Below are 24,026 nucleotides of genomic sequence, written 5' to 3'. Positions count from 1 at the left end.
GTAAATGCTCCATAACCCAAGAAGAAACGGCAGCGCCTCAAAACAAATAGGCGGCATCCGTTTCTACAATAGGTCATTATTACTTATGCTTGAGACTACTCTTCACCGCGGGTTAGAGTAATGCGATCTTCGTAAATTTCCTCAAGAGCAACACCAACAAATTTATGCGATCTAGGATTCTTCACATCTGTCTTGCCACCCTCACGCAATTGTCTAGCACGACGTGCAGCAGCGACAACGAGCGAATACTTACTGTCAACCTTAGTCATCATTTCATCAATGGATGGATATAGCACTGGGACACCTCTTCATAGTTTACTGTTAATACATTTGACCTTCAGCATAAATTATCTGACTTTACAATGTTCGGCGATAATAATGCTTTCTATTCTCTTACAAGCCAGATCAATCTCATCATTCACAACAGCATAATCATAATGCTGCATTAAGTTGATCTCATCCTCCGCTACAGTCATGCGGTGATCGATCACATCTGGATGCTCAGTACCCCGTCCGCGAATACGGTCCTTCAACTCGTCCATGGATGGAGGAAGAAGGAACACAAAAATCCCTTCAGGAAATTTCTCTTTAACTTTGAGAGCGCCTTGAACCTCAATTTCGAGAATAATGTCTTTGCCGCTATTGAGAGTTCTCTCCACAAAATCACGTGGAGTACCGTAATAATTACCTACGTACTCCGCGTATTCAAGCAATTGATCGGCTTCGATCATTGCCATAAATTCATCTTTGCTTTTGAAAAAATAGTTGACGCCATCTTCCTCACCCGCACGCGGACTGCGAGTAGTAGCAGAAACTGAGTAGACAAGTTCGGGCATCTTCGGACGTAGTGCTGTACAAACAGTACCTTTACCTACGCCGGAAGGTCCGGATAATATGATGAGCAATCCTTTTGACATAATACACTCCATTTAGTTGTTATTCGTCGTTGTCGTCATCTTTACTGGATAAGCGATGCGCCACAGTCTCCGGCTGTACAGCCGATAGGATGACATGATCACTATCTGTAATGATTACGGCACGAGTCCGTCGGCCATAGGTGGCGTCGATCAACATATGCCGATCACGTGCCTCCTGGATAATACGTTTGATTGGTGCAGATTCCGGACTGACGATAGAAATAATGCGGTTGGCAGACACAATATTTCCAAAGCCAATGTTAATAAGTTTGATTGCCATGTTCCGGTAGTTCCCCCCATAAAGTTCTATGCTATTACCTATTCCCGATTACTCTATGTTCGCAGCTTGTTCTCGAATCTTCTCCAGTTCTGCTTTCATATCTAGCACAAGACCCACGAGAGTTAGATGATTGCATTTCGATCCGATTGTATTCGTCTCACGGTTCATCTCCTGAATGAGAAAATCCAGTTTGCGTCCTACCGGTCCTTTCCCCTTCAGGAGGGCTCTGCATTGCTCGAAATGACTATACAACCGGGTCAACTCTTCATCAATATTACAGCGATCTGCAAAAATAGCGATCTCCATCCCAAATTTATGCTCATCAAAAGCGAACGTCCCATCATTTAGTTCATTTAACCGATGTCGAAGTTTCTCTCGATATTCAATGATTACGACAGGTGCAAGTTCAACCATTTCAGCATGCATGTTCTCAAGATGGTTCAGGCGCTGTTCAATATCAGCGGCTAGAAAACTTCCTTCACGGGCGCGCATCTCCAGCAGAGACTGCAAACACTGCTCAAGTCCCGCCTCCAATACTTCGGAGTAGTCTTCTAATGTCGCAGACACGGCACCCGCAGCCTCGTCTTTGCTGTCCATAATACCGGGTATAGAAAGTATATCACGTAAAGTCAACTCACCACTCAAACCATATTCATTCTTAAGCTGCTCTGCTGCCTTTAGATAGGTCATTACAGCAGAGTGATTCAGAACCGGTCTAACAGTCGACTCATCGTGCTCTCTATTGATGGTAACATCTATTCTTCCCCGTTTGATGTGCTGTTGAACCTTTCTTCTCAACACATCCTCATAACCCGTCCAATCCCGGGGCATCCGCAGTACAACTTCGCAGTACCGGTGATTCACCGATTTCACTTCGAACATAATCTTGTAGCCGCCGAATTGCAGGGACGATTGACCGTATCCGGTCATGCTAAATGACAACGGAATCACATCCATTACACTATTGTAATTGATTATTACTAGCGAAACAAGGGGGACAATTTGCGTCCTGATTTCTCCCACACATACTCCATTAGCTGTGCGCTCATATCGTAGAACATGAACGGAGTCATCAGATAGATCCCATTAAAATGGGCAGTAGCAACATCTAACAGTTCCTTAGCGATAGCGACACCTTCTGCTCTTCCAGCTTCCCCTTCAAGTCCCTTCATCCGGTTGCGGACATCGTCCGTAAGCTGAATACCGGGAACCTCATTATGTAGAAACTCTGCATTTCGTCCGCTTGCCAGTGGCATAACCCCAATGAATACAGGGATTTCCAGATGTGCTGTTGCCTCAGCTATCTTCACGATAAGTTCCTGATCATAGACAGGCTGGGTCATAATATAGTCGGCACCAGAGGCGATTTTCTTCTCCAGACGTTGCACTGCCTTATCCAAATATTTAACATTCGGGTTAAACGCAGCTCCGATTACAAAATTCGCTTTCTGTTTCAAAGGTTTACCTGAGAAGGAAATCCCGTCATTCAGCTGCTTGATCATTCTAATTATCTCAAAAGAAGTTAAATCATAAACCGAGCTTGAGCCGGGAAGATCTCCAAATTTCGCAGGATCACCTGTTACGGCCAGCACATGATCAATTCCAAGCGCATCAAAACCCATCAAATGGGATTGAGTACCAATCAAATTACGATCCCGGCAAGCAATATGCACTAGCGGACGAAGTCCGGTTTTAGCGTGCACCAAATGCCCCAACGCCATATTGCTCATCCGTGTAACAGCCAGAGAGTTGTCGGCGAGTGTCAACGCATCCGCGCCTGCTCTTCTTAGCGCTTCTGCACCCTGCATAAACTTTGCGATATCCAATTCACGAGGTGGATCAAGCTCAACAATAACCGTATGTCGTTCCTTTACCAGATCAACCAGGTTCGGCTCTCTACCCTCTCTACCATCATCGCCAAAATTATCTTGCAGCGATACACGCTCCACAGCAGGTGGCAACGGTTTAGGAAGCGGTTGCGGTACATAATTCTTCAGTGCAGACGAGATTTCTGCGATATGCTGCGGAGTTGTACCACAGCAACCACCGATTATCCGGCAGCCCATCTCCGCAAAAGTCTGCGCCATTTGCCCAAAATATTCTGGAGAAGCCCCGTACCGGTATTCTCCGTCTACATAATCCGCTACACCCGCATTTGGATACACAGAAGCTGGCAAAACCAGACTCCCTTGTACAGCTTTGAGCGCCCGCTTCATTCCGTTCGGGCCTGTGTTACAGTTAAATCCGATAACATCAGCACCATCGTTTTCCAGGATACGAAAAGCTTCCGGCAAAGTTAATCCATCTAATGTGCGTGCTGTTTCATCGACAGCTAATTGGCAAACTACAGGAAGCGAGCTGATCTTGCGGAGCGTTCTTAGAGCTAAATGCAGTTCCTCAACATCGTAGAAGGTTTCCAGCATAATGCCATCTACGTCCTCTTCTAACAATGCAGCAATCTGCTGTGTAAAATATTTTTTCAGCTCTGTGGAAGAGAGATTCGCACGTTTGCCCGCGCGAATAGATCCTACAGCTCCTAATACATACCCATGATCTCCAGCAGCCCGGCGAGCGATTCTAACCCCGGCTCGATTGATTTCCTCAACCTTAGATTCTAGACCATATTTAGAGAGCCTGTCATAGTTCGCCGAGAAGGTGTTGCTCTCCAGCAGCACTGCCCCTGCCTCAATATAGCTGCGGTGAACATCTTCGATTACCCCCGGAGAGGTCAAATTCAATTCTTCATAGGAAATGCCGACCGGGAAACCCTTCTGATATAAGTAGGTGCCCATCGCTCCGTCTCCGACTAATACTTTATTTCCCCATGCGGAACGTAAATCCGGCTTCACAACAAGATCCTCCCCTGCCACATTAGTTTCTAACTTTAGTTTCATACTAATGTAACATAAATCGGTATGGATGATAAGCTTTCCAAAAGAAATGCATTTAGCCCAAAATATCCACCATGCATGTTCATCTATAAAAAGCTTCATACTAACGTTAATGCTGATATTTCCATAAAGGAGAGAATACTTTGAAGAAAAAAACAAGAAAGTTTCTGATCCGAAAATACGCTGTAACTTTACTGCTAGCCACTCTCTGCTTATTGTATATTTATTTGCTAGATTGGCTGTATGGCTATGGGCTGGGTAACGTCGGCTATATCCTTAATTATCTATTCTATACCGCCTCTGAGAAAGCAACGGCTTGTATTTTGCTGCTCTGCTTGTTCATCCCCGATATCTACTACTGGAAAACAGGACATCAACCAGAACGTGGCGGGGAAAGATGACTTCTTATCGCCGCAACAATGACAAGAATTACAGGGATCAACACCATAAAGAACGGGAAAATCGTATATAACAATCTCCCTCCCTCATTAATATGTTCAGTAAAGCTCCGCGCGTTCAACATCGAGCTGAACAGAATGATCAGAGCACAGGGATAGACCATTCTCCGGTAAGGAATTTTGAACAATTCGGAAATCCCTATAAGTGCCGCCGCAAAAAACACTGACATTTTGAAAAAAACGCCGATAATCAGCACCATAACTACTAGAATATCCACACGTTGAATAAAATCAGAGATTGAAATCTTGCTAATCGTGGGCATCAGAGGGAGGGGTGAACGTTTCACAATATCTGTGCCCAGCACGGAGATATTCAGCATCATAGTCAGACTTAAGAGCAAACCTGAAACAAATATCCCTGCTCCGATGACCCAAGGACCTTTTTTAACATTATTCAGATAGGGCATTAGCATGGTAAAACAAATCATTTCACCAAAAGGGAACATATAGTTCTGACGAATGACAGATTCGATCACAGGCTGGAACCCATTCTCAAAAACAGGAAGCAATCGATTCAAATTAATGGAGCCCGATAACATCAGCATGATCGAGCAAAATATACCTATCAGCATTACGAGAGTTGCGAATACCAATGAAGTTCGGGATAACACCTCTACTCCTTTATGCAAAACATACGCAGAAGATAATATCATCAATGTAGATATGATAAACAACGGTGTGCGGTGCATAGTAGCCATAACCAGCATGGAACTGCCATCCCGTAAATCACGACCCGCTAAATTGAGAAAAAGGATAATGTAGAGAACGGAAATCACCGTACCTAAGGATCTTCCCAGCAGCTTGCGGGTATATGCCGTTAAGGGGAGATCCGGAAACTTTCTGTATAAATAAGTGTACCCCGAAAAAATAATCAAACCGATCAAATTTCCGAGCAGTATGGATATCCACGCATCTTTACCAGACTCCATCCCAAGATTCACTACCAGTGCTGTTCCAAGTTCAAACAACAAAGTCAACGTGAAAAATTGGAGTAGTCCTATTTTTATTTTTCCCATAGCTGCTCCTCCTTTATCGTCATTACTTATACTTGGACTGAAAGGAATCACTCCGCATATCCGTATGCCTGATCACAGCATCCGTATTGATATTAATCTGGCAGGTTTCAAATATACGATCCCAATGATCTTTTACTTGTTTCCAGCCACGTGGATTAGCTCTTTCTGCTGCTTCACCAAAACCTAGATAATCACTTTTTAACGAACGGGCAGTTGTTATGGCAGCGCGAATCTGTTCTTTAATATTCTTTTCCAAAAGCTTCGAAAGATTATTTAACACCGTTGGATCTGTTAGATCCAAGCCATTGGGCGATTCCTTTAATCCAGCCTGCTGAGTGACGTTAATCGTGAAGATAGGATGCTCTATGTCTTTCGCATCAGCGTGGATATGTACCTGTGATAAATACACATTAAACGATATATAATCATTCTCACCTATCGAGACCAGTACCGGCATCTGAGAGATTTTATTCTTAAGCAAAACGGTACCGATCGCCTCCTCCCCTTGCAGCCACCCTTTAAGCTTGTCTTCTTTAAAAGCTGCAAGACCCGTAACTTTTATTATGGCCTCCGGTCTTATTTTTTTTAAATTATCATTACTTTCCCTCTGCTCCAAATCTCCAGTCACTAGCACGCCATTGATCACTGGCCCCCCACCAGGAACCTGTATCCCCCGGATAATATCATCCACTTCCATCCGATAGTTATATCCGAATTGTTTAGAGGTCGTCTGCAGCTTTTCCACCAAATCGTTGGATGGAATTCTTCCGAACACGGTCATAGTCGTCATACATTCACTAGCAGGCTGTCCCTTGGAAATAAAAATCAGGCTTGTCAGCCGGGTTTCACTTTCCCTTTCCAGCACATCCATGATATCCTTGATGCCTTCTTGCGCGAACTTCTCGGAAATGATGACCACCCGAATATGTCCTAAAGACAAAAAACGTGCAGTCTGACGCGAGGCATTGGCTAATGCTTCAAACATAGAGCGGCCGCTACCTTTATATACCGAAACAGGTGAAGTCCCTCTAGCGTTCTTCCCAGAGATTTCGTCAGCAACGATAACCTGAAAGGATACTACGTATTTCTCTTCTTCTGTAGGTCCTCTATCTATGGACACACCCGAAACGATGGCTCTTCTGTTTAATTCCACACTATCCCAGCAGCCTGTGAGACTAAGACAGATCAATACGCAAGGTAAAAGTCCTGCTAAGAAAAAATTGCATTTACTCAGAATCTTGCTTTCCTTTCTTATGCGACTGTGTCCCTTTAGTCTTATCAAGAATTTTTGGAGATAGGTTCTGTTCATGTCCGGTTGTGATCTCCTTCCCTTCTGAAATGTTCCCTTGCTGCGCAGTAGCAGGAGCTGGTTCTGCTGTGCCAAGCGCCCACAAAGGCAGCCTTAAGACAGCATCCTTCTGACCTCTGGATGACAAAGGCACGATTGGAGACAAATAAGGAACGCCAAAAGTCCGCAGACTGTTCATATGTGCAACCAGTACGATTAAACCCAATGTAATCCCGTAAAAACCAAACATACCGGCCAATATCAAAAAACCAAAGCGGATAATTCTGCCCGCAATCGCCATGTTATACGCTGGAATGGCAAAGCTCGCAATCCCGGTCAACGCGACCACAATCACCATAACGGGCGTAATAATTCCAGCCTCTACCACGGCCTGACCAAGAATCAGAGCACCTACTACAGATACGGTCTGCCCAACTGCACGTGGCATTCTTACTCCCGCTTCCCGGATGATCTCAAACGCACCTTCCATTAGAATAGCTTCGACAAAAGCGGGGAAAGGCACATTTTCTCGTTGCGATAACAGGTTGATCAGCAAAGTCGTAGGGATCATCTCATAATGAAACGTCGTCAAAGCTATATACACGGAAGGCCCTAGAATAAGCACGATAAAACTGATATACCGAATAATTCGCATCAGAATAGCAATATCGAACCTTTGCGCATAATCCGAAGCTGACTGAAAAAAAAGAGTGAAAACCGCAGGCAAAATCAATACAAAGGGGGTGCCATCAACGACAATCACTACCCTCCCTTCTAACAGATTCGTTGCAGCCACGTCTGGCCGCTCGCTGTTATTGATCGTTGGAAAAGGGGTAAAGGTCTTATCCTGAATCAGCTCTTCGATATAACCGGATTCCATGATGGCATCTACATTAATCTGTTGCAGCCGTTTTCTAGCTTCTTCAACCAGCTTCTCGTCCGCAGTATCCTTGATGTACATTAAAGCCACATCGGTCTGAGTTACCGACCCGATCTTCACATGCTCGAGCCTTAGTTTGGGTGATCTTATTCTTCTGCGTATTAATGAGACATTCGTAGCCAAAGATTCAACAAAACTATCCTTTGGACCACGCACAACTAGCTGAGTCGAGGGTTCGGTGACAGAACGAGCTTCCCCTCCTTCAGTCTCACACATGATGCCACTGTCATAACCTTCAATGAGAATCAGTGTCTTCCCAGAAAGAATTCCGAGCAGCACCTCGTTCCAATCCTCCTGCAGCTGCGCTTCACCTATTTCCAGGGCACGGTTTAAGATGAGGTCATTCAGATTATTTGCTGCAGTATTACTTTCCTTGAGCATCTCATCCGTAATAGAGAGCAATGAACCCATTACAAATTGATTAACGGTTTCTGTCTTAGCTAGACCATTAAGATGTACCGCAGCAGCCTCAACAAAGGATTGCTCACCAAGCTTTACCTGGCGGATTCTAAGATCCGGACTATCTCCCAGCTCGGTAATGATATTGTTTAGTGTCTGCTCCAGATGAATGGTTAATCTGGCTCCAGAACCTGAACCCGCCGGGTCTGCTTGCTGTCCCTTACCGGATTTATTTCTTTTAGTTAACCCGTTGATGTTCAACAAGCTCCCCTCCTTTCTCTCATAAACATTGTAGTATTATTCTCGGTTACTCCTTCCATTATTCGGCTGCTTAAAGTCACATCAGGTTAGAAACACAAAAAAGGCAGTCCAAGAATGCGCTCTTGGACTGCCTTTTTTGTTATTTTTTTATATTGCTACACTGCCCGTGAATACGACCTCAGCAGGTCCAGTCATATACACATGATTATCCTCTTCATTCCATTCAATATAGAGATCGCCGCCCTTTAGACTAATCCAAGCTGCCCGGTCTGTAAGATCGTTCAGCACAGAGGAGACAAGGGTTGCACAGGCTCCAGTGCCACAGGCAAGCGTAGGTCCTGCCCCACGTTCCCAGACACGCATATCCACTCTCCCCCGATCCAGTACCGTTGCGAATTCAACGTTTACTTTTCTCGGGAACAAAGGATGTACCTCAAGCTTAGGTCCCCATGTGGCAAGATCAAAATTCACTGCATCTTCTACGTAAATCACGCAATGAGGATTTCCCATGGATACCGCTGTGAACGTAAATTCGGTTCCGTCCGCTTCAATCGGCTGAGAGAGCACTGGCTCTGCATCAATAGATACTGGAATTTGCAGACCGGACAATACAGGTTCGCCCATATCTACGGTTACAGTCTCCACAACACCGTCTTTCACGTTTAATGTAACCTTTTGTTCTCCGGCACCAATCGTTTCTATTACAATCTGCTCTGAGCTTACCAGTCCGTGGTCATATACATATTTAGAGACACAGCGAATGGCATTTCCGCACTGCTCCGCCTCCGAACCATCAGAATTCATAATACGCATCATGAAATCGCCACGCTCAGAAGGAAGGATATATACCAGTCCGTCAGCACCGATTCCAAAGAACCGGTTGCATAGGGTTACAGCAAGCTCCGCTGCATTACTTGGCAGCTCTTGCTCACCGAAAACAACGATGAAGTCATTACCGAGGCCGTGCATTTTTGTAAATTCCATTAAAAGTCCACTCCTAAAGGTTATGTTATGTTAGCATTCGCTTAAGCTTAAGGTTCTGTGTAATTTAGCATTTCGCAAGCATATGAGCGGTTAACTGCAACAAGTATACCTTTAGGAATGGAGCATTAGTATTGACTTTATGCTGAAATTTTTGTACTTTTTATCATCGTACTGCCGCTGCGCCCCCGATTACGTTTGCCGCCCCAAACACTGCCGGCACCCATCAAGAAGGTTGGGATTCCGGCTGTTACAAACACCAGACACCATTCGCGGAAATTGAGCGGCACTGTTTTGAAGACAGGCTGGAGCACAGGCACGTACATTACGGCCAGCATCAGTAAGACTGATGACAATACGGCAAGCACTAGATACTTATTCTGGAACGGATTGCGGTGGAACACTGAGCGCGAGCTGCGGCAATCGAAGACGTGGATCAACTGTGCCATAACGAGTGTCGCAAAAGCCACCGACTGTGCGCGAATCAATTGTGCAGGATTCTCTGGTGCTATACGTAAAGTTAGCCAAAATGCTCCTAGCGTACATAAGCCAATTAAGAGTCCACGGCTTATAATTTTCCAGCCTAAGCGGCGGGCAAAAATATTCTCTTTCGCACCACGCGGTTTATGCTCCATCAAATCCTTCTCGGGCTGATCCACGCCAAGGGCCATCGCTGGCAGTCCGTCTGTCACCAGATTGACCCAAAGGATTTGAATGGGAACGAGTGGCAATGGCAGAGCGAGCATCATGGCAAAGAACATTGTCAGAATTTCTCCTACATTGGATGCCAACAAATAACGAATGAATTTACGAATATTCTCATAGATGTTTCTGCCTTCTTCGATGGCAGCAACGATCGTAGAGAAGTTATCATCTCCGAGAACAAGTGATGATGCTTCCTTGGTCACATCTGTGCCTGTGATACCCATGGCTATTCCGATATCCGCAGCCTTAATGGCTGGAGCGTCATTCACTCCATCTCCGGTCATAGCCACTACGTGACCATGACGTTGTAGCGATTTAACGATCCGAAGCTTATGCTCTGGAGATACGCGGGCGAATACATACACATTGTCCGATACCTTATCCAGCTCATCATCATCCATCCGGGTTAACTGAGCACCTGTCAGCACCGTTCCACCACGCTGCAGAATTCCCAGCTGGTGAGCAATAGCCTCGGCAGTTGTTCCATGGTCACCGGTAATCATAACCGTCTTAATCCCGGCCCGGCGTGTGACGCTGATGGCATCGCGGACTTCACGACGTGGCGGATCAATCATTCCAGCCAAACCAATAAAGACTAATTGATTCTCCGCATCCTTTTCACTATTCACATGTTCATTTGGACGCATATCCCGGTAAGCCATACCTAGCACACGAAGGGCTCCAGAAGCCATCTGCTCATTGGCATCAAGCACCTTTTGCCGCAAAGTCGGCGTACAAGGCACAACACCGCCCTCCCAAAGCATGTATGAGCAGCGATTGAGCAGTACATCGGGCGCACCTTTTGTACATACCATCCGTCCTCCAGGATGGCCTACGATCACAGACATCAGCTTCCGTTCAGAATCAAACGGAAATTCCTGTTCACGAGTGTAGGTTACAGCAAGCGTCTGAGCGGTCAGACCCATCTTTCCTGACAGTGCCACGAGTGCTCCTTCAGTCGGGTCGCCCTTCAGTTCCCAAACGGAAGTGTTGTCTGCAGACTTTTCAAGAATAGCATCCTTATCCTTCCCTTTGCGTTTGCCTCGCACTTCAGACTGGAAGGTCTCGATGATTTCCGCGTTACTGCATAATGCGCCGACCTGCAACATCCGCCGTAAGCTTTGATCATGTTTTAGATCCACTGCTTTACCTTTCTCCAGAACCTGTCCATTTGGAGCATACCCTTCGCCTGTTACCTCAAGACCACGTCCACCCGTCCATAATCGGGTCACCGTCATTTTATTCTGCGTTAAAGTTCCTGTCTTGTCTGAACAGATTACCGAGGCACAGCCCAGCGTTTCCACTGACGGCAATTTACGAACGATAGCTTTACGTTTGATCATCCGCTGCACACCTAGCGCAAGCGCAATAGTTACAATAGCGGGGAGCCCTTCCGGAATCGCGGCAACTGCCAAGCTCACACCAGCCAAGAACATGGAGGTGGCAGGCTGTCCATGCAGAATACCTGCTGCCACAACTACAATTGTCAATCCCAGAGATACGTAGATCAGAATCTTTCCTAGTTGCTCAAGCCGGTGCTGCAAAGGTGTTTCCTGAGAATCCGTATTTTGGATTAGATCTGCTATCTTACCCATTTCCGTATTCATACCGGTACGGATTACAACAGCTCTCCCTGTTCCTCTGGTTACCATAGTGCCCATGAAGCCTAAATTCTTCTGATCACCAAGCGGAATCTCTTCTGCACGGATCGCTTCCGAATGCTTCGAGACAGGCAATGATTCCCCAGTAAGTGCGGATTCTTCCACATATAGAGCACTGCATTCCAACCAACGTACATCAGCAGGAATCCGATCACCACTCTCCAGCAAGACAATATCGCCTGGCACCAACAGCTTGGCTGGGATAATCTCGCTATTCCCTCCACGTAGCACTTTCGCAGAAGGTGCGGAGAGCTGCTTTAAAGCTCTGAGCGAACGTTCGGCGCGAAACTCCTGAACAAATCCAAGCGCTCCATTCAGTAGGATAATCGCGATGATCGTGATGGCATCCAAGTATTCGCCTAGCAACCCGGATACAAGCGTTGCACCCATGAGCACAAGCACCATGAAATCCTTGAACTGGTTCAACAGCAGGGTAAACGGAGATACTGTCTTTCCTTCCGACAGCTCGTTGTACCCGTTCTCCTTTCGTCTCTCCGCGGCTTCCTCATCACTGAGGCCCGTCCTTGGCTGGACATTGAACATTTTCTGCAGCTCTTCTGCACCGAGACGGTGCCAACTGTTTTGTTCCATGACTTTTCTTTCCCTCCCGGTCGTTTCTTTACTTCCGGCGGCGCACAGCTTTTCCACCTGTTCATGACAAATGTATTCAAGGTCGTCCAATAATATCACCCCTATCCAATTCCCCTTTTGCGCGAATGTCCTAAAGTATGGCATCATAGAGAGGTAAGCATAAACGTCTTTGGCGTCCTTATAAGGACAGGTAGGCGTTTGAGCGAGAAATATAAGACATAAAGTATTGTGTGAAACTTTTACTTTCTTATATTTAAGAAATTCATTTCACGGCGACAGGAGAGCTTTATCATGGCATTAGACGGCATTGTTACCAAAGCTATCGTGCACGAATTGCAATCATTCATAGGTGCACGTATAGGAAAAATATATCAACCGAACAATCACGATTTAATTTTTAACCTGCGCGGCGCAGGTGGCGGCGGCAAGCTGCTGCTCTCTGCTAATCCTACGTATCCTCGGGTGCATTTTACCGAAAGAAACAGCATTAATCCTTCGGAAGCCCCCATGTTCTGCATGCTTATGCGGAAGCATTGTGAGGGAGGGACCATTGAAAGCATTACGCAGGTAGGCATGGAACGAATTATTCACATAAACGTCAAGACTAGAGATGAGCTTGGTGACGTATTTGCCAAAAAGATCATCATAGAGCTCATGGGTCGGCACAGTAACATCATTCTTACTGATCTCAGCTCTGGAACGATCATAGACGGCATTCATCATGTAACTCCATCGATTAGCAGCTATCGGATTGTGATGCCCGGCATCGCCTACACAGAGCCGCCTCAGCAGCATAAGCTGAACCCTTTGGAAATCGGCCAGGAGCAATTTCTCAATTTAATCTCGGCTGCTGAAGAAGCTGCGCTGATAGAGGATGTTGAGGAGGAAGCTGAGCCAGAAGAAATCATTGAGGGAGAGCTTGCTAATCTGATCACAAAAGAAGCAGTAGAGCAAAAACCTGACGGCTCTGGCGGTCCATCTCCCTCAGCTGACCCGGTAGGCTGGATGGTACATGCTTTCAGCGGAATGAGCCCGCTGATTGCTGGTGAAATTGCTCTTCGTCTGAGAAACACCTTGGATAAAGGCGAAGTTACAGAAACCGAAGCAGCGTTTCCAACAAAATTATGGGTTGCCTTCCATTCCGTAATGGGACCCGTATGCGATAACGAGTTTTCTCCTGTTGCAGGTGCAAACGCAAAAGGTAAAATGATTTTTTCTGCGATCCCCTTAACACTTCTGGGTGAGAGTGCGAAACATTACAACTCCATCAGTGAATGTATGGAGGATTATTACGGGGATAAAGCCGAGCGCGATACTGTAAAGCAACGGGTGAGTGATTTGATCCGTTTCCTCAGCAATGAACGGAGCAAAAACGTTAAAAAACTCGCTAATTTGCAGAAGGATCTCGACGAAGCTCAGGATGCTGATCGTTACCGCATTTGGGGTGAGTTGCTTTTCGCTTCATTACACGCGGTATCCAAAGGGGATAAAGAAGCCTCCTTGGTCAATTATTATGATGAAAATCAGGCGGAAATGGTGGTTCCGCTCGATCCGTTATTAAATCCTTCGGACAATGCACAACGTTATTTCAAAAAATACAACAAATATAAAAACAGCCTGCTTGTTATTAATGAACAGCTTTTGAAGACGCATGAGGAAATTTTGTATATGGAGAGTCTGCTGCAGCAACTTGCCCACGCTTCCCTCAACGACATTGAGGAGATCCGCGACGAGCTTGTAAGCCAAGGTTATCTGCGTGACCGGAGCAAAAAGGGTAAAAAGAAGAAAAAGGCCACCAGACCCACATTACAGGTCTTCACCTCTTCGGAAGGAATCGATATTTATGTCGGCAAAAATAATTTGCAGAACGAATACGTCACCAATCGGCTGGCTTCTCCGAATGATACTTGGCTGCATACCAAGGACATCCCCGGATCACACGTGGTCATCCGAAGTGAGCAATTTGGAGATGCAACGCTAGAAGAAGCCGCTCAACTTGCCGCTTATTTCAGCCAAGCCAAACAGTCCAGCAGTGTGCCTGTGGACTGTACATTGATCCGCTATGTACGTAAGCCAAGCGGTTCCAAGCCGGGATTTGTAATCTATGATCATCAAAAGACACTGTTCGTAACACCTAATGAGGAAAGAATTAAGAGTCTTCCAAATACTTTGAGAAGCTAACTACTAGATATAAAGAAACCTCCAGCTGCAGATGTTGAACATCTAAGGCTGGAGGTTTTTATAATTCGCTCCGCAAATCGACTAATTTCATGCCTTCTTGTTTAAAAACTTCAGTACTTCTGTAGAAACCGTAACACTGCCGATATCCCCGTGAAAAATTACGCCTTGACGGGCACCATGAAAGTCAGAACCTCCGGTTATTAACAGATTATAATCCTCAGCCATAACTTGATAACGTTCTTCTTCCGCAGGTCCGTGATCAGAGTGATAGACCTCAATCCCTTTAAAAGCGCCTTGCTCCAGAATATCTCGCACCAGAAGGTCATCCCCGTACAAGCCCGGGTGGGCTAATACTGGAGACCCTCCTGCCTCAATGATCCACTCGCAAGCTTCCTCCGGTGTGATTCTGGGAGGTGACACATAGGCTGCTGCACCCTCGGCCAAATACTTGTTGAAGGCATCTCTCATATCGGTAGCTGCCCCAAGCCGAACCAGCTCGTCGGCAATATGTGGCCGGCCGATGCTTTCGTCAGGCTTCAATTCCCGCCCAATCCCCGCTATAACCTGTTCCAAGGTAATCGCAATCCCAAGGTCTTGCAGCTTGGTAATTATCGCTTCATTCCTAAGTGCCCGGGTATCTCTTAGCCCTTCCAAACGTGAGAGAAATTGTTCATTCTCAGGATCAACATAATAGCCCAGCACATGAATGTCTTTGCCACCAGCACGCGTACTGATCTCTACACCAGGCACAACGGTTATTCCGTACTTTTCTCCTGCTTCACAGGCTTCCTTCACGCCAGCTACTGTATCATGATCCGTAATGGCAACAGCGCTTAGCCCCTTCTCCTTAGCAAGCCGTACATTCTCCGCTGGCGGCTGCATGCCGTCAGAGGCTTGAGTATGGGTATGGAGGTCGCATACATCCTTAGCAGATAGGTTACCTGAATTCTCCCACTCTTCCCGCAGAATCCCCATTTTTATGGCATCATAGTATTCTCCTCGCACGATTCGTGCTTTACGGACGCGAGCTTCCTCCACCATGCCACATTTCGCTGCCAACCCGATCATTCTTTTATTCCCTGACCAGGTGCCTATTCCAAGACGGACTGTATCAAGAGAATTAAATAAATAATCTATCCACATCTTAAACGCTTCCGTACCGTAACCACCTGACCAATAACTAGAATCAAAGATTACTATACCAATCTCCATCCAGTTGGTTTCTTGCGATATCCAGTAGCGCCCTACTTTGCCCTTTACCTTGCCGTCTATTTCTATGATCAACAGGTTACGCGGGGTTTCCGTCTCAACTAACGCCAAATGACCTATGTAGTCCTCGGTAAACTTTTCGAATCTTTGATGTGCCAGAGATTTATAGGGACCATCCCATTTCAAGTGTTCACGGTCTTCAGCTTCATGATAGTGATAATAAAGCTTCTGAAAATCAGCCTCTGTAATATCGCGCAATACTAGCTTTTCTCCACGTAGAACAATTGACATTGTAATATCCCCCGCTTTAACTATCAGATTTGATTCGAATGCTCACGCAAATAAGTCAGGAAGGTTACTGCAGAAATTGGCAGCAGTGTTGATTTTAGATGAATGGCGTAGAATTGTCTTTTAAAAGAGGCATCGGAGATATTCACAATTTTCAACAGTCCCAGCGCAACTTCATGCTTGACCGAAGAGGTCGATATGATCGTTATGCCAAGACCTGCTTCCACCGCTGATTTCACAGCTCCCGTACTTCCAAGCTCCATCACGATCTTCATAGTTCCCGGATCAAGTCCCTTGGAGAACAGCTGCTCCTCCATCACACGCCGCGTTCCTGAGCCCTGCTCACGCAATACAAAAGGATGCTGAAGCACTTGCTCCAAGGTAACCTCTTGCTGCTCCGCAAGTGGATGATCATGTGGCACGATCAACTTTAGCTCATCCCCCATCACGGGCTCGATCTCCATGTCTGGATGTGTGACCGGAGCTTCAATTAAGCCGAAATTCAGTTGATGCTTGAGGATTTCCTCCATAATTTGCGAGGTATTCATCACTTTCATCATAATTGAAATGTTAGGATATTGCTTTCCGAAAGGGCCTAACAGCCGTGGCAGCACGTATTCTCCTATCGTAAGACTCGCCCCAAGCTGCAGCCGCCCCTCCAGCATATGTGTGAATGCTGACATCGCTTGATCCGTCTCACGCATCAGCTGAATACTGCGCAGCGCGTATGGCATCAGGGTGTGCCCTGCTTCGGAGAGTACGATTTTTTTGGTGGAACGGTTAAACAATTTGGTGCCAAAATAATCCTCCAGTGCCTGTACCTGCATGGTCACAGCTGGTTGAGTCATATGTAAAGTCTGCGCCGCCGCCGAGAAGCTTCCCCGCTCGGAGACCGTATAAAAAATATGCAGCTGATGAAAGTTCATGCTTCGCAACTCCTTATATTACAAAAAAGAACGTCCTTTAAAGACGACAATCGTTTCTCGTAGAAACTTAAGAATATTATAATCGTGCAGTATATAAATTCTTATATTTTTAAAAAGGACATGCAGACTCGCCGCATGCCTCTTGCCCGTTTCTTTATAGACTATTTGCGTCTTCGTTTCTTCTTCGACAGCTTTGTGCGGTGAGAATTGCGCAGCAGTGAAAAATAGGTCTTTAAATCTCTCAACTGTGGCATCTCCGAGATTCTCCCAAGAAACGAAACGATGATCATAGAATATAATGGCTGGCCTGAGAGATCTCTCTCACCTGTCAATTCCGTAAACTCAGCGATTACTACAGAGTCATCGTCAATTAAATATGCGTTATAATCACTGCTTGAAAAGGGCTTGATCCGATTCTGCATTAGGCACTGCCACATCCATGCAGCGACCTCTTCGGCATTGCTTGCACCATTGCTGATGCGGTCCATATAACGGCTCTTCGCATGATTGGTTATAACGATATCAGCGACCCTGTAATCGTTCAGCATGATGTGGAAGGGCTCATAAGTGCTGGGCCAATCCGTCCCCTTGTTGCGCATCATCATCACACTCCACCATAAGGGTCTTAGTATGCACTTAATGTTGTCATCTTACCTCATTGCCGAAAGTTGTACAAGTTTCTACCGTCGAGAGTAATGGCGTTTTTTTGTAAATAAGCATAAAAAAAACAGGCGCTGTTTAAGCGCCTGTTTATCTCCTGGAATCACATACTGTAATTACGGGACTTGTCCGGTCCATTACTAGTATACTCTGTCTTAATTTCGTTACGATAAGATCTTTCAATCTTCCGCACATAGGAGAGTCTGCGGACATTCTTCATAACTTCCTCGGCCCGTTCTGCATTTACATACATAACTGCATAATGCATTTTCCGAGAAACATAATGTAATGTTCCGTATTTCTCAAGGTTACGTGCCGCTTTAACGTCACTTACCCAAATGATGTATCCTGTCCGTTCCGCAAACATAAGCTAAACCGCCTTTCTCTCTCTAAATCCTAAGGGAAGCTTATCCGCAGGAGCATTTTCCCCCGCTGCCGCATCCACCTTTAGGGGAAGGATCATTACTTGGTACTTTAATGCTATCGGATACTGAAAAAGCAATCGCTTCCGACATGGAATGCAGAATGTCGTCAAGGGTCTTCTCTGCCAGCTTGAAACGAACAACTTCTTCGAACCGCTCCAGTTCCGCTTCTACTGCCGAAACCTCATCCTTTGCTGAATGATAATTCGGGTGGAAATGTCCGAATCGCTGTGTTTCTTCAAACAACTCCTTCTTAGTCTGAAGTCGTTTGACCATGGCCTGAATTTCGGGGTTCGTATCAACCCGTCCTTTCCAGTATAAGTAATCCGACACCTCGGCGGATTGATTAATCATATCGCCTAATTCATAGGCGTATGTCAGCACTTCAGCCATATCGACCGTATTTATTTCAGCTACGCTCATGAACTCAGCTCTTTTCTTCGTTAATGATCTACCGATTCAGTAGACTTTTCTATCATACCATAATCACTCGCTTGAGCAGAAGAGGAATTTCTTCGTCCTTTGGGAATAACTAACTTCATTTCCTTCCAGTCTTCCGGAGTGAGCTCTATATCTTCAACCGTTTCACCATCGTGATAGAGCAGCTGTCCGGAAACTCTCCATGGATTTCCGCTTATGCGGGAAGGGATAAAATCTAACATCTGATCTTTTAGTGCAAAACGCACCTTGACTCCCCATCTTAACCCTTGCTCCATCACCTTTTGTGCAGTCGAGCTATGATAATGCCGCCATTCTTTGCTCCAGATCTGCGGTACATTTTCTCCACCGAAGAGAATCTCCTCCTCTTGTTCAGGAGCAATAACCGGCAGGTTAAGAAAAGGATTCCCTTTGGACAGCAATCCTAGTTCTACATTCAGCTCTGGAAGAACATACGTAGCTTCGGGGTTTCCTGTTTCATCAGGAAACCAACACCACCCTACGTTTGTATCCTCCACCTGTCCTCCAATGATTCTGGAAGGCGCTAGCCCCGCGGAGTACAGTTCTTTTCGTATCTGTTCCATATATTCCGGGTCCACTATGAAATGTAAAGGACCGATACGTTCAAGATTCTCCTGTAAACGCGGATGAGCTGCGATAGCAGCTCCATCGGCTTCCGTCTGACAGGTCAAGAGAATTACTTGCGATAGTGAAGTACGGCCAATGCTTTTTGCCCATTGCTCAAGGGACATTTGAACCACCGAAGGAAGCCCGCCCATTGCATGCTCACTTATCCAGGAGATGATGTCATTCGGTGACATTCCACGCTCAGCTGCAAGTTCCAACCTCTCTTTCGTCAGCCGGAAGCTCCATATCGTATCACTTTGCTGGAGCTCAGCGCAGCCAGCCAGTGTCCATCGTACAGAATAGGGGACCTCCGGTGGAACCAGCACCTCGAAATCCGGCTGCACAATAAACTGTTCCTGTGTATCTCCAGACCCAACAGCAGCGAATGATCCCCTCTCAGCAGATAGCATTGGCTTAGCAGCGGTCCAGCGAAAACACAACATGCCCTCAGCGGTTTCTCCCAGTTCACACCAGCCAAAGCCTGTTAAACAACGTAACCAGTTCAAGCTTGACTTCTCAAGCTCATTACGGGCAACGTTACCTGTGAGATTAGAAGCCATCATCCAGTCTAATAGTGCGGGCAGCATTATCCATTTCCCGGGGATAAAATCTGCATTAGAAATTATATAACGAAAATGTTGATCGGCTGGCCCCACGCTTCCAGAGCGATTAATTACTATCCCATAAAGAATGTCACTCATCGTCGCTTCAGGAAGCTGCAGCCAACGATCCAACAGCTCCAGATCAAGCGTGTATCCGGTGTTCTGCCTGTGGATAAGTCCAAGACACAGCAGGATGTCTACCGTCACAATGACAGAAAGAGTTTTCTGTTCCTCTAATAGAGAACCTACGGAGAGCCCTTGCAAATGCTCCTCCCCAAAAGAGAGCTGCGCCGCTAAGCGGTTAAGATGCTTTTTATGAATAATCCCCTTGGCTGTCAGCGGCAACCCTTCCCAAGCGGTGAACAGCAAAGCCCGAAACAAATCTATCGCCAGTCCGGCTCCTGCTTCCATGGTAAGACTCACTAAATGCCCGGCAATGAATTGCGGCTGATACGGGAAAAATTCTTGTTCAATTGCCGGCAGCTGATCAACAGGAATCTGGTACAGCTTTTCGCCTAATATTTTATGCCTTGCAGTTAACAGCCCCTCGCGGCGCAATTCGTTCATTGCAAGCTTTTGCTCAGCACGACAAAGCGCCACAGGGCGCAATCGTTCTTCCTTCCCTTCCTCAAACGGCTGGGCAGCATAAGCTGCACATAATCGCTTTAAGACCTCTAATGCTTCTGTAGACAGCTGGTTCAATGGATGGTTCTCTCCTCTCCACTCGGCATCTTTTTAACGACATATTCATAGCCCTGCTCAGTCAAAAACATCCGGCGTCGCAAAGCGAAATCCTGTTCCCGGCTATCTTCAGATACCAGTGTATAGAAATAGGCTTTATTCTCCCCCGCTTTGGGACGGAGGATTCGACCTAGTCGCTGGGCTTCCTCCTGCCGTGATCCATAAGCTCCCGAGACTTCAATAGCAATTGACGCGTCAGGTAAATTCACCGCGAAATTCGCTACTTTTGACACCACCAGTACCTGTATATCTCCCTCGTTAAAAGCCGCATATAGCTCGTCTCTTTCACGCTGCTTCGTTTTGCCGGTAATTAAAGGCGCCCCGATCCTGTCAGCCAGTTCACTTAACTGGTCGAGATATTGTCCAATAACCAGCACCGAAGAACCTGTATGGACCTTTAGAAGCTTGGCTACAATTTCAGCTTTGGCAGGATTGCAGGAAGCCATACGAAATTTTTCTTTTGCCGCCGCGTACATATATTCTTGTTTAAGCTCCGGATTCATCGGCACAATGATCTCTACACATTCCACTTCAGCGATCCAGCCCTGCTGCTCCAGCTCCTTCCAAGGCAAATCGTAGCGTTTCGGTCCGATTAAAGAGAACACATCCCCTTCCTTCCCGTCTTCTCTAACCAAAGTGGCTGTAAGCCCCAGTCGACGTGTAGCCTGAATGTCTGCTGTAGCCCGAAATACAGGCGCTGGAAGCAGGTGAACCTCATCATATATAATCAAGCCCCAATTGCGTTCGTTAAACAGCTTCATATGGAGAAACGGACCGTCTTTGGACGAACGATGCGTTAATATTTGATAGGTGGCAATGGTGACTGGCCGCACTTCTCTTTTTTCACCCGAATATTCACCAACTGCCTCCCCAGCCAAATCTGTTCGCTCCAGCAATTCATCCATCCATTGCCTTACGGACGTTGTATTTGAAGTTAAAATCAGGGTTTCACATTGGAGACTTTCAAGTACTGCTACTCCTACAATTGTCTTCCCTGCGCCACAAGGCAGCACCACCACACCGCTTCCCCCTTGTCCTTCTGTCCCTTGAAACAGCTGAACGGCCTCCTGCTGATATTCACGTAAGCCAAATGAATCGTTTGCCGAATCAGCCTTGCAGGTATCGAGATTCTCCTTCCAGGTCAAGCTAAGCGCTTGCCCTTCATGATATCCGGCGTAGTCGAGAACTGGATACCCCAATCTCATCAGCTCTTGTTTCAAAAGCCCTCTATTCTCCGCGGGGCACGAGCATTCCAGAGGATTTATTCTCAGTAGACCCAACGCTTTTAGACCTTGTACATCACTCAATTCATTCAAAAGCTCAGGAGCATCCGCTCTTAACATAACGACCTCATTCTGAGTCTCTTGGCCATGAAGAGTCAGCTTTCCATATCTGGACAAAAGAGTTTCAATTTCCTCCTCCAATCCTGTGGGAACACCCCAGCGTGCAAGGTGATGCAGGCTAGTGATAATCTCCTCAGCAGTATAATTAAGCGCAGCTGCATTCCAAAGAGATAAAGGGGTAATTCGGTAGGTATGGTAAGCAGGAGGACTTTTTATCAGCTCCGCGAAGGTCCCTAGCTTTTTCCTTGCCACCTCAAAATCCGGATGAGCACATTCCAGTAAAATTGTCCGGTCCCTGCGTACGATGCAAGCTCCTGATCCATTCATAGCTTTTCCTCCCTAGTGTTCAAGTGATTTAAGCTTGCGCTATGTAATTTTGTTTATTTTCATATAACAGGAAAAAGCCCATCCCCGCATAACGGTCATGAGCTTCCCTATCTGACTATTTAATGTAAGTGCTGCTGCGAAATATCATGGAGGGCTTCACCAGCTTCATCCGCAAAAATGTCGCGCACAGCCAGATCTCCAATCGACACTACGCCCACCAGCTTCTGGTCACGTGTCACCGCCAGCCTGCGAATTTGCCAGCCAGCCATTAACTCTGCAGCCTCATCTACTGAAGTATTCTCCGAGACGGCCTGAATCTCTTTACTCATTACAGTTTCCACTGAGGTTGAACCAGGATGTTTAGCCGCATAACCTCTAATCACGAGATCGCGGTCAGTAATTACACCGAGCAGTGTCTTATGTTCTTCATTATCAACAACAGGTATAAATCCAGTGTCATAATCTCGCATTTTCACGGCAACTTCATACACATTATCTTGCAGCGTAACCGTTGCAGGCTCCTTCGTCATAACCTCTTTCACTGTCTTCAAGAATGAACCCTCCTAATCATGGTCTCCATGTTATGGGAATAGGTTCTCCTCTATGAAACGAAATTATACGATTGTGTTCTCACGCATACAGGAATTCGCCATAGCAATGAGCAGCTTCATTCCGTGCAGCATGGCATCTTCGTCAAAATCAAATTTGCTATGATGATGTGGATAGTCAGCCTCTTTATCCGGATTTCCGGCACCCACAAACATAAAGCAGCCTGGAATCTCCTTAACATAATAGGCAAAATCCTCAGCTGGCATCAGCTTTTCCATCCGAATCACTTCAACAGATTCTCCTAAAGCCGCTGGGGCCACCTCGAAAAACCGCTGCACTTCACCATCGTGATTTACGAGGGGAGGATATCCCATAACGTAATCTATCTTAGCTTCTGCCCCGTAAGCGCTGGCAATAGAAACGGTCATTTCTTCGATTCGCTGGCGTATCAAATGCCGTGTCTCCTCGTCGAATGCCCGTACTGTCCCTGTGATCCTGCATTGCTCGGCAATGACATTTTGGGCGAATCCTCCTTGGATGGTCCCTACACTGAGTACAGCGGGCTCCAGCGGGTTCACAGAGCGGCTTACAATGCTCTGGAGCTGGGTCACCAGCGCCGCTCCCGCCACGATGCTATCAATGGTACGGTTCGGCATGCCGCCGTGTCCGCCTTTGCCAATGATATCTATAAAAAACTCGTCCGCAGATGCCATCAACGGTCCCGGAGCACTCCCTACAGTTCCCATAGGCAATGGAGTCCACAGATGCAGACCATACACCGCATCCGCTCCTTCTAACATGCCTTCGGCAATCATTCCCTGCGCCCCTCCTGGGCATACTTCCTCTGCGGGCTGAAAAAGAAAACGCAGCTCGCCTTCCAGCTCCTCAAGCCGGCTGCTGTAGTAAGAGGCTACACCGAGCAGTATGGAAGTGTGGCCATCATGTCCACAGGCATGCATTACCCCTTCATTTTGCGAAACGTAATCCTTCTTATTCTCCTCTTTAATAGGTAGGGCGTCCATATCCGCGCGAAGAACAACGGTTTTCCCCGGCCGCTTTCCCCGTAGTATGCCAAGCACACCATACCCTGTCCCGCTTCTTCTGACTTCAATTCCGAATTTGGCTAACTTATCTGCTATAAATGCTGACGTTTCCTTTTCATGAAAAGACAACTCCGGATGACGATGCAAATGGCGTCTCCATTCTACGATCTCCGGCATGAGCGAATCAACCGCTAAGCTCTTCATAAGTTCTCCATCCCCTTCTCGATAAACCCGCATCCATAGCAAGCGATAGCAGTCCTGTTCACTTTGTTCCAGCCGCGA

General features: G+C 46.5%; 21 protein-coding genes and 1 pseudogene. 2 read left to right on the top strand and 20 right to left on the bottom strand.

From position 1 onward, the window contains the following. Positions 1-95: 95 nt before the first annotated feature. Genes rpoZ through NST25_RS12245 form a run of 5 tightly spaced genes read right to left on the bottom strand, consistent with a single transcriptional unit; the run spans position 96 to position 4,046 of the window. The gene (gene rpoZ / locus NST25_RS12265; RefSeq protein WP_036686188.1) at positions 96-296 is read right to left on the bottom strand and encodes a DNA-directed RNA polymerase subunit omega; all 201 of its coding nucleotides are present in this window, start codon (positions 294-296) and stop codon (positions 96-98) included. A 51-nt stretch (positions 297-347) separates the two neighbouring features. After that, complete coding sequence (gene gmk / locus NST25_RS12260) at positions 348-917, bottom strand: guanylate kinase (RefSeq protein ID WP_076129144.1); 570 nt, start codon at positions 915-917, stop codon at positions 348-350. 19 nt (positions 918-936) lie between these two features. Next, the gene (locus NST25_RS12255; RefSeq protein ID WP_006209218.1) at positions 937-1,197 is read right to left on the bottom strand and encodes a DUF370 domain-containing protein; all 261 of its coding nucleotides are present in this window, start codon (positions 1,195-1,197) and stop codon (positions 937-939) included. 48 nt (positions 1,198-1,245) lie between these two features. Further along, positions 1,246-2,139: a YicC/YloC family endoribonuclease gene (locus NST25_RS12250; RefSeq protein WP_076129143.1), complete on the bottom strand. Its 894-nt coding sequence runs from the start codon at positions 2,137-2,139 to the stop codon at positions 1,246-1,248. A 38-nt stretch (positions 2,140-2,177) separates the two neighbouring features. Continuing rightward, positions 2,178-4,046 (bottom strand): bifunctional homocysteine S-methyltransferase/methylenetetrahydrofolate reductase, encoded by a 1,869-nt coding sequence (locus tag NST25_RS12245; RefSeq protein WP_076306354.1) that lies wholly within the window; start codon positions 4,044-4,046, stop codon positions 2,178-2,180. A 185-nt stretch (positions 4,047-4,231) separates the two neighbouring features. On the opposite strand from NST25_RS12245, the gene NST25_RS12240 reads away from it, so the two are divergent. Next, entirely contained in the window at positions 4,232-4,489 is a 258-nt protein-coding gene (locus NST25_RS12240; protein WP_036686181.1) for a hypothetical protein, read from the top strand. On the opposite strand, the gene NST25_RS12235 is transcribed toward NST25_RS12240, so the two are convergent. The 5 genes from NST25_RS12235 to NST25_RS12215 all read right to left on the bottom strand — a co-directional run bounded on the left by NST25_RS12235 (position 4,462) and on the right by NST25_RS12215 (position 12,388). Next, entirely contained in the window at positions 4,462-5,562 is a 1,101-nt protein-coding gene (locus NST25_RS12235) for a GerAB/ArcD/ProY family transporter (RefSeq protein WP_076129140.1), read from the bottom strand. The two genes, NST25_RS12240 and NST25_RS12235, sit on opposite strands and share 28 nt — an antisense overlap. Before the next feature lie 22 nt (positions 5,563-5,584). Beyond that, complete coding sequence (locus NST25_RS12230; RefSeq protein ID WP_081383232.1) at positions 5,585-6,871, bottom strand: Ger(x)C family spore germination protein; 1,287 nt, start codon at positions 6,869-6,871, stop codon at positions 5,585-5,587. Next, positions 6,789-8,450, bottom strand: coding sequence for a spore germination protein (locus tag NST25_RS12225; RefSeq protein ID WP_076280822.1), 1,662 nt, complete (start codon positions 8,448-8,450; stop codon positions 6,789-6,791). Before NST25_RS12225 ends, NST25_RS12230 begins: the two co-directional genes overlap by 83 nt. A gap of 147 nt (positions 8,451-8,597) precedes the next feature. After that, entirely contained in the window at positions 8,598-9,434 is an 837-nt protein-coding gene (gene dapF, locus NST25_RS12220) for a diaminopimelate epimerase (protein ID WP_076129138.1), read from the bottom strand. A 137-nt stretch (positions 9,435-9,571) separates the two neighbouring features. Beyond that, positions 9,572-12,388, bottom strand: a complete 2,817-nt coding sequence (locus tag NST25_RS12215; protein ID WP_076189874.1) for a calcium-translocating P-type ATPase, SERCA-type — start codon at positions 12,386-12,388, stop codon at positions 9,572-9,574. Between the two features lie 291 nt (positions 12,389-12,679). On the opposite strand from NST25_RS12215, the gene NST25_RS12210 reads away from it, so the two are divergent. After that, the gene (locus NST25_RS12210) at positions 12,680-14,569 is read left to right on the top strand and encodes an NFACT RNA binding domain-containing protein (RefSeq protein WP_076219511.1); all 1,890 of its coding nucleotides are present in this window, start codon (positions 12,680-12,682) and stop codon (positions 14,567-14,569) included. Positions 14,570-14,656: 87 nt separating this feature from the next. Here NST25_RS12210 and NST25_RS12205 read toward each other — a convergent pair whose 3' ends face one another. The 10 genes and pseudogenes from NST25_RS12205 to NST25_RS12160 form a co-directional block, all read right to left on the bottom strand. After that, a complete protein-coding gene (locus NST25_RS12205; RefSeq protein WP_340394398.1) occupies positions 14,657-15,544 on the bottom strand; it encodes a PHP domain-containing protein in 888 nt (295 codons plus the stop codon). A 72-nt stretch (positions 15,545-15,616) separates the two neighbouring features. Beyond that, a pseudogene (locus NST25_RS12200) lies at positions 15,617-16,069 on the bottom strand (GNAT family N-acetyltransferase); the annotation flags it as partial. Positions 16,070-16,092: 23 nt separating this feature from the next. Next, positions 16,093-16,992: a selenium metabolism-associated LysR family transcriptional regulator gene (locus NST25_RS12195; protein ID WP_076129135.1), complete on the bottom strand. Its 900-nt coding sequence runs from the start codon at positions 16,990-16,992 to the stop codon at positions 16,093-16,095. A 161-nt stretch (positions 16,993-17,153) separates the two neighbouring features. Beyond that, positions 17,154-17,591: a hypothetical protein gene (locus NST25_RS12190; RefSeq protein WP_076129159.1), complete on the bottom strand. Its 438-nt coding sequence runs from the start codon at positions 17,589-17,591 to the stop codon at positions 17,154-17,156. A gap of 164 nt (positions 17,592-17,755) precedes the next feature. Next, positions 17,756-18,019 (bottom strand): YlbG family protein, encoded by a 264-nt coding sequence (locus tag NST25_RS12185; protein WP_036686170.1) that lies wholly within the window; start codon positions 18,017-18,019, stop codon positions 17,756-17,758. Between the two features lie 40 nt (positions 18,020-18,059). Continuing rightward, positions 18,060-18,497: a YlbF family regulator gene (locus NST25_RS12180; protein WP_076129134.1), complete on the bottom strand. Its 438-nt coding sequence runs from the start codon at positions 18,495-18,497 to the stop codon at positions 18,060-18,062. Between the two features lie 20 nt (positions 18,498-18,517). After that, entirely contained in the window at positions 18,518-20,443 is a 1,926-nt protein-coding gene (locus NST25_RS12175) for a helicase-associated domain-containing protein (RefSeq protein WP_076304156.1), read from the bottom strand. Further along, a complete protein-coding gene (locus tag NST25_RS12170; RefSeq protein WP_076280364.1) occupies positions 20,440-22,152 on the bottom strand; it encodes a DNA repair helicase XPB in 1,713 nt (570 codons plus the stop codon). Before NST25_RS12170 ends, NST25_RS12175 begins: the two co-directional genes overlap by 4 nt. Before the next feature lie 119 nt (positions 22,153-22,271). Continuing rightward, positions 22,272-22,703 (bottom strand): CBS domain-containing protein, encoded by a 432-nt coding sequence (locus tag NST25_RS12165; protein ID WP_076129131.1) that lies wholly within the window; start codon positions 22,701-22,703, stop codon positions 22,272-22,274. 63 nt (positions 22,704-22,766) lie between these two features. Beyond that, the gene (locus NST25_RS12160; protein ID WP_076301804.1) at positions 22,767-23,948 is read right to left on the bottom strand and encodes a M20 family metallopeptidase; all 1,182 of its coding nucleotides are present in this window, start codon (positions 23,946-23,948) and stop codon (positions 22,767-22,769) included. Between the last annotated feature and the right edge of the window lie 78 nt (positions 23,949-24,026).

Source organism: Paenibacillus sp. FSL E2-0190 (genome assembly GCF_037992965.1).
Classification (GTDB): domain Bacteria; phylum Bacillota; class Bacilli; order Paenibacillales; family Paenibacillaceae; genus Paenibacillus_AQ; species Paenibacillus_AQ odorifer.
Note: the sequence above shows the minus strand (reverse complement) of the source record. Positions and strands in the feature narration are given on the sequence as shown.

Bases quoted from the DNA above. Each gene is read 5' to 3' on its own strand.
- gmk (WP_076129144.1), bottom strand. From the start codon at position 917: ATGTCAAAAGGATTGCTCATCATATTATCCGGACCTTCCGGCGTAGGT.
- NST25_RS12255 (WP_006209218.1), bottom strand. From the start codon at position 1,197: ATGGCAATCAAACTTATTAACATTGGCTTTGGAAATATTGTGTCTGCC.
- NST25_RS12235 (WP_076129140.1), bottom strand. From the start codon at position 5,562: ATGGGAAAAATAAAAATAGGACTACTCCAATTTTTCACGTTGACTTTG.
- NST25_RS12230 (WP_081383232.1), bottom strand. From the start codon at position 6,871: ATGAACAGAACCTATCTCCAAAAATTCTTGATAAGACTAAAGGGACAC.
- dapF (WP_076129138.1), bottom strand. From the start codon at position 9,434: ATGGAATTTACAAAAATGCACGGCCTCGGTAATGACTTCATCGTTGTT.
- NST25_RS12215 (WP_076189874.1), bottom strand. From the start codon at position 12,388: ATGGAACAAAACAGTTGGCACCGTCTCGGTGCAGAAGAGCTGCAGAAA.
- NST25_RS12210 (WP_076219511.1), top strand. From the start codon at position 12,680: ATGGCATTAGACGGCATTGTTACCAAAGCTATCGTGCACGAATTGCAA.
- NST25_RS12205 (WP_340394398.1), bottom strand. From the start codon at position 15,544: ATGGGGATTCTGCGGGAAGAGTGGGAGAATTCAGGTAACCTATCTGCT.
- NST25_RS12195 (WP_076129135.1), bottom strand. From the start codon at position 16,992: ATGAACTTTCATCAGCTGCATATTTTTTATACGGTCTCCGAGCGGGGA.
- NST25_RS12190 (WP_076129159.1), bottom strand. From the start codon at position 17,591: ATGCGCAACAAGGGGACGGATTGGCCCAGCACTTATGAGCCCTTCCAC.
- NST25_RS12185 (WP_036686170.1), bottom strand. From the start codon at position 18,019: ATGTTTGCGGAACGGACAGGATACATCATTTGGGTAAGTGACGTTAAA.
- NST25_RS12180 (WP_076129134.1), bottom strand. From the start codon at position 18,497: ATGAGCGTAGCTGAAATAAATACGGTCGATATGGCTGAAGTGCTGACA.
- NST25_RS12170 (WP_076280364.1), bottom strand. From the start codon at position 22,152: ATGAATGGATCAGGAGCTTGCATCGTACGCAGGGACCGGACAATTTTA.
- NST25_RS12160 (WP_076301804.1), bottom strand. From the start codon at position 23,948: ATGAAGAGCTTAGCGGTTGATTCGCTCATGCCGGAGATCGTAGAATGG.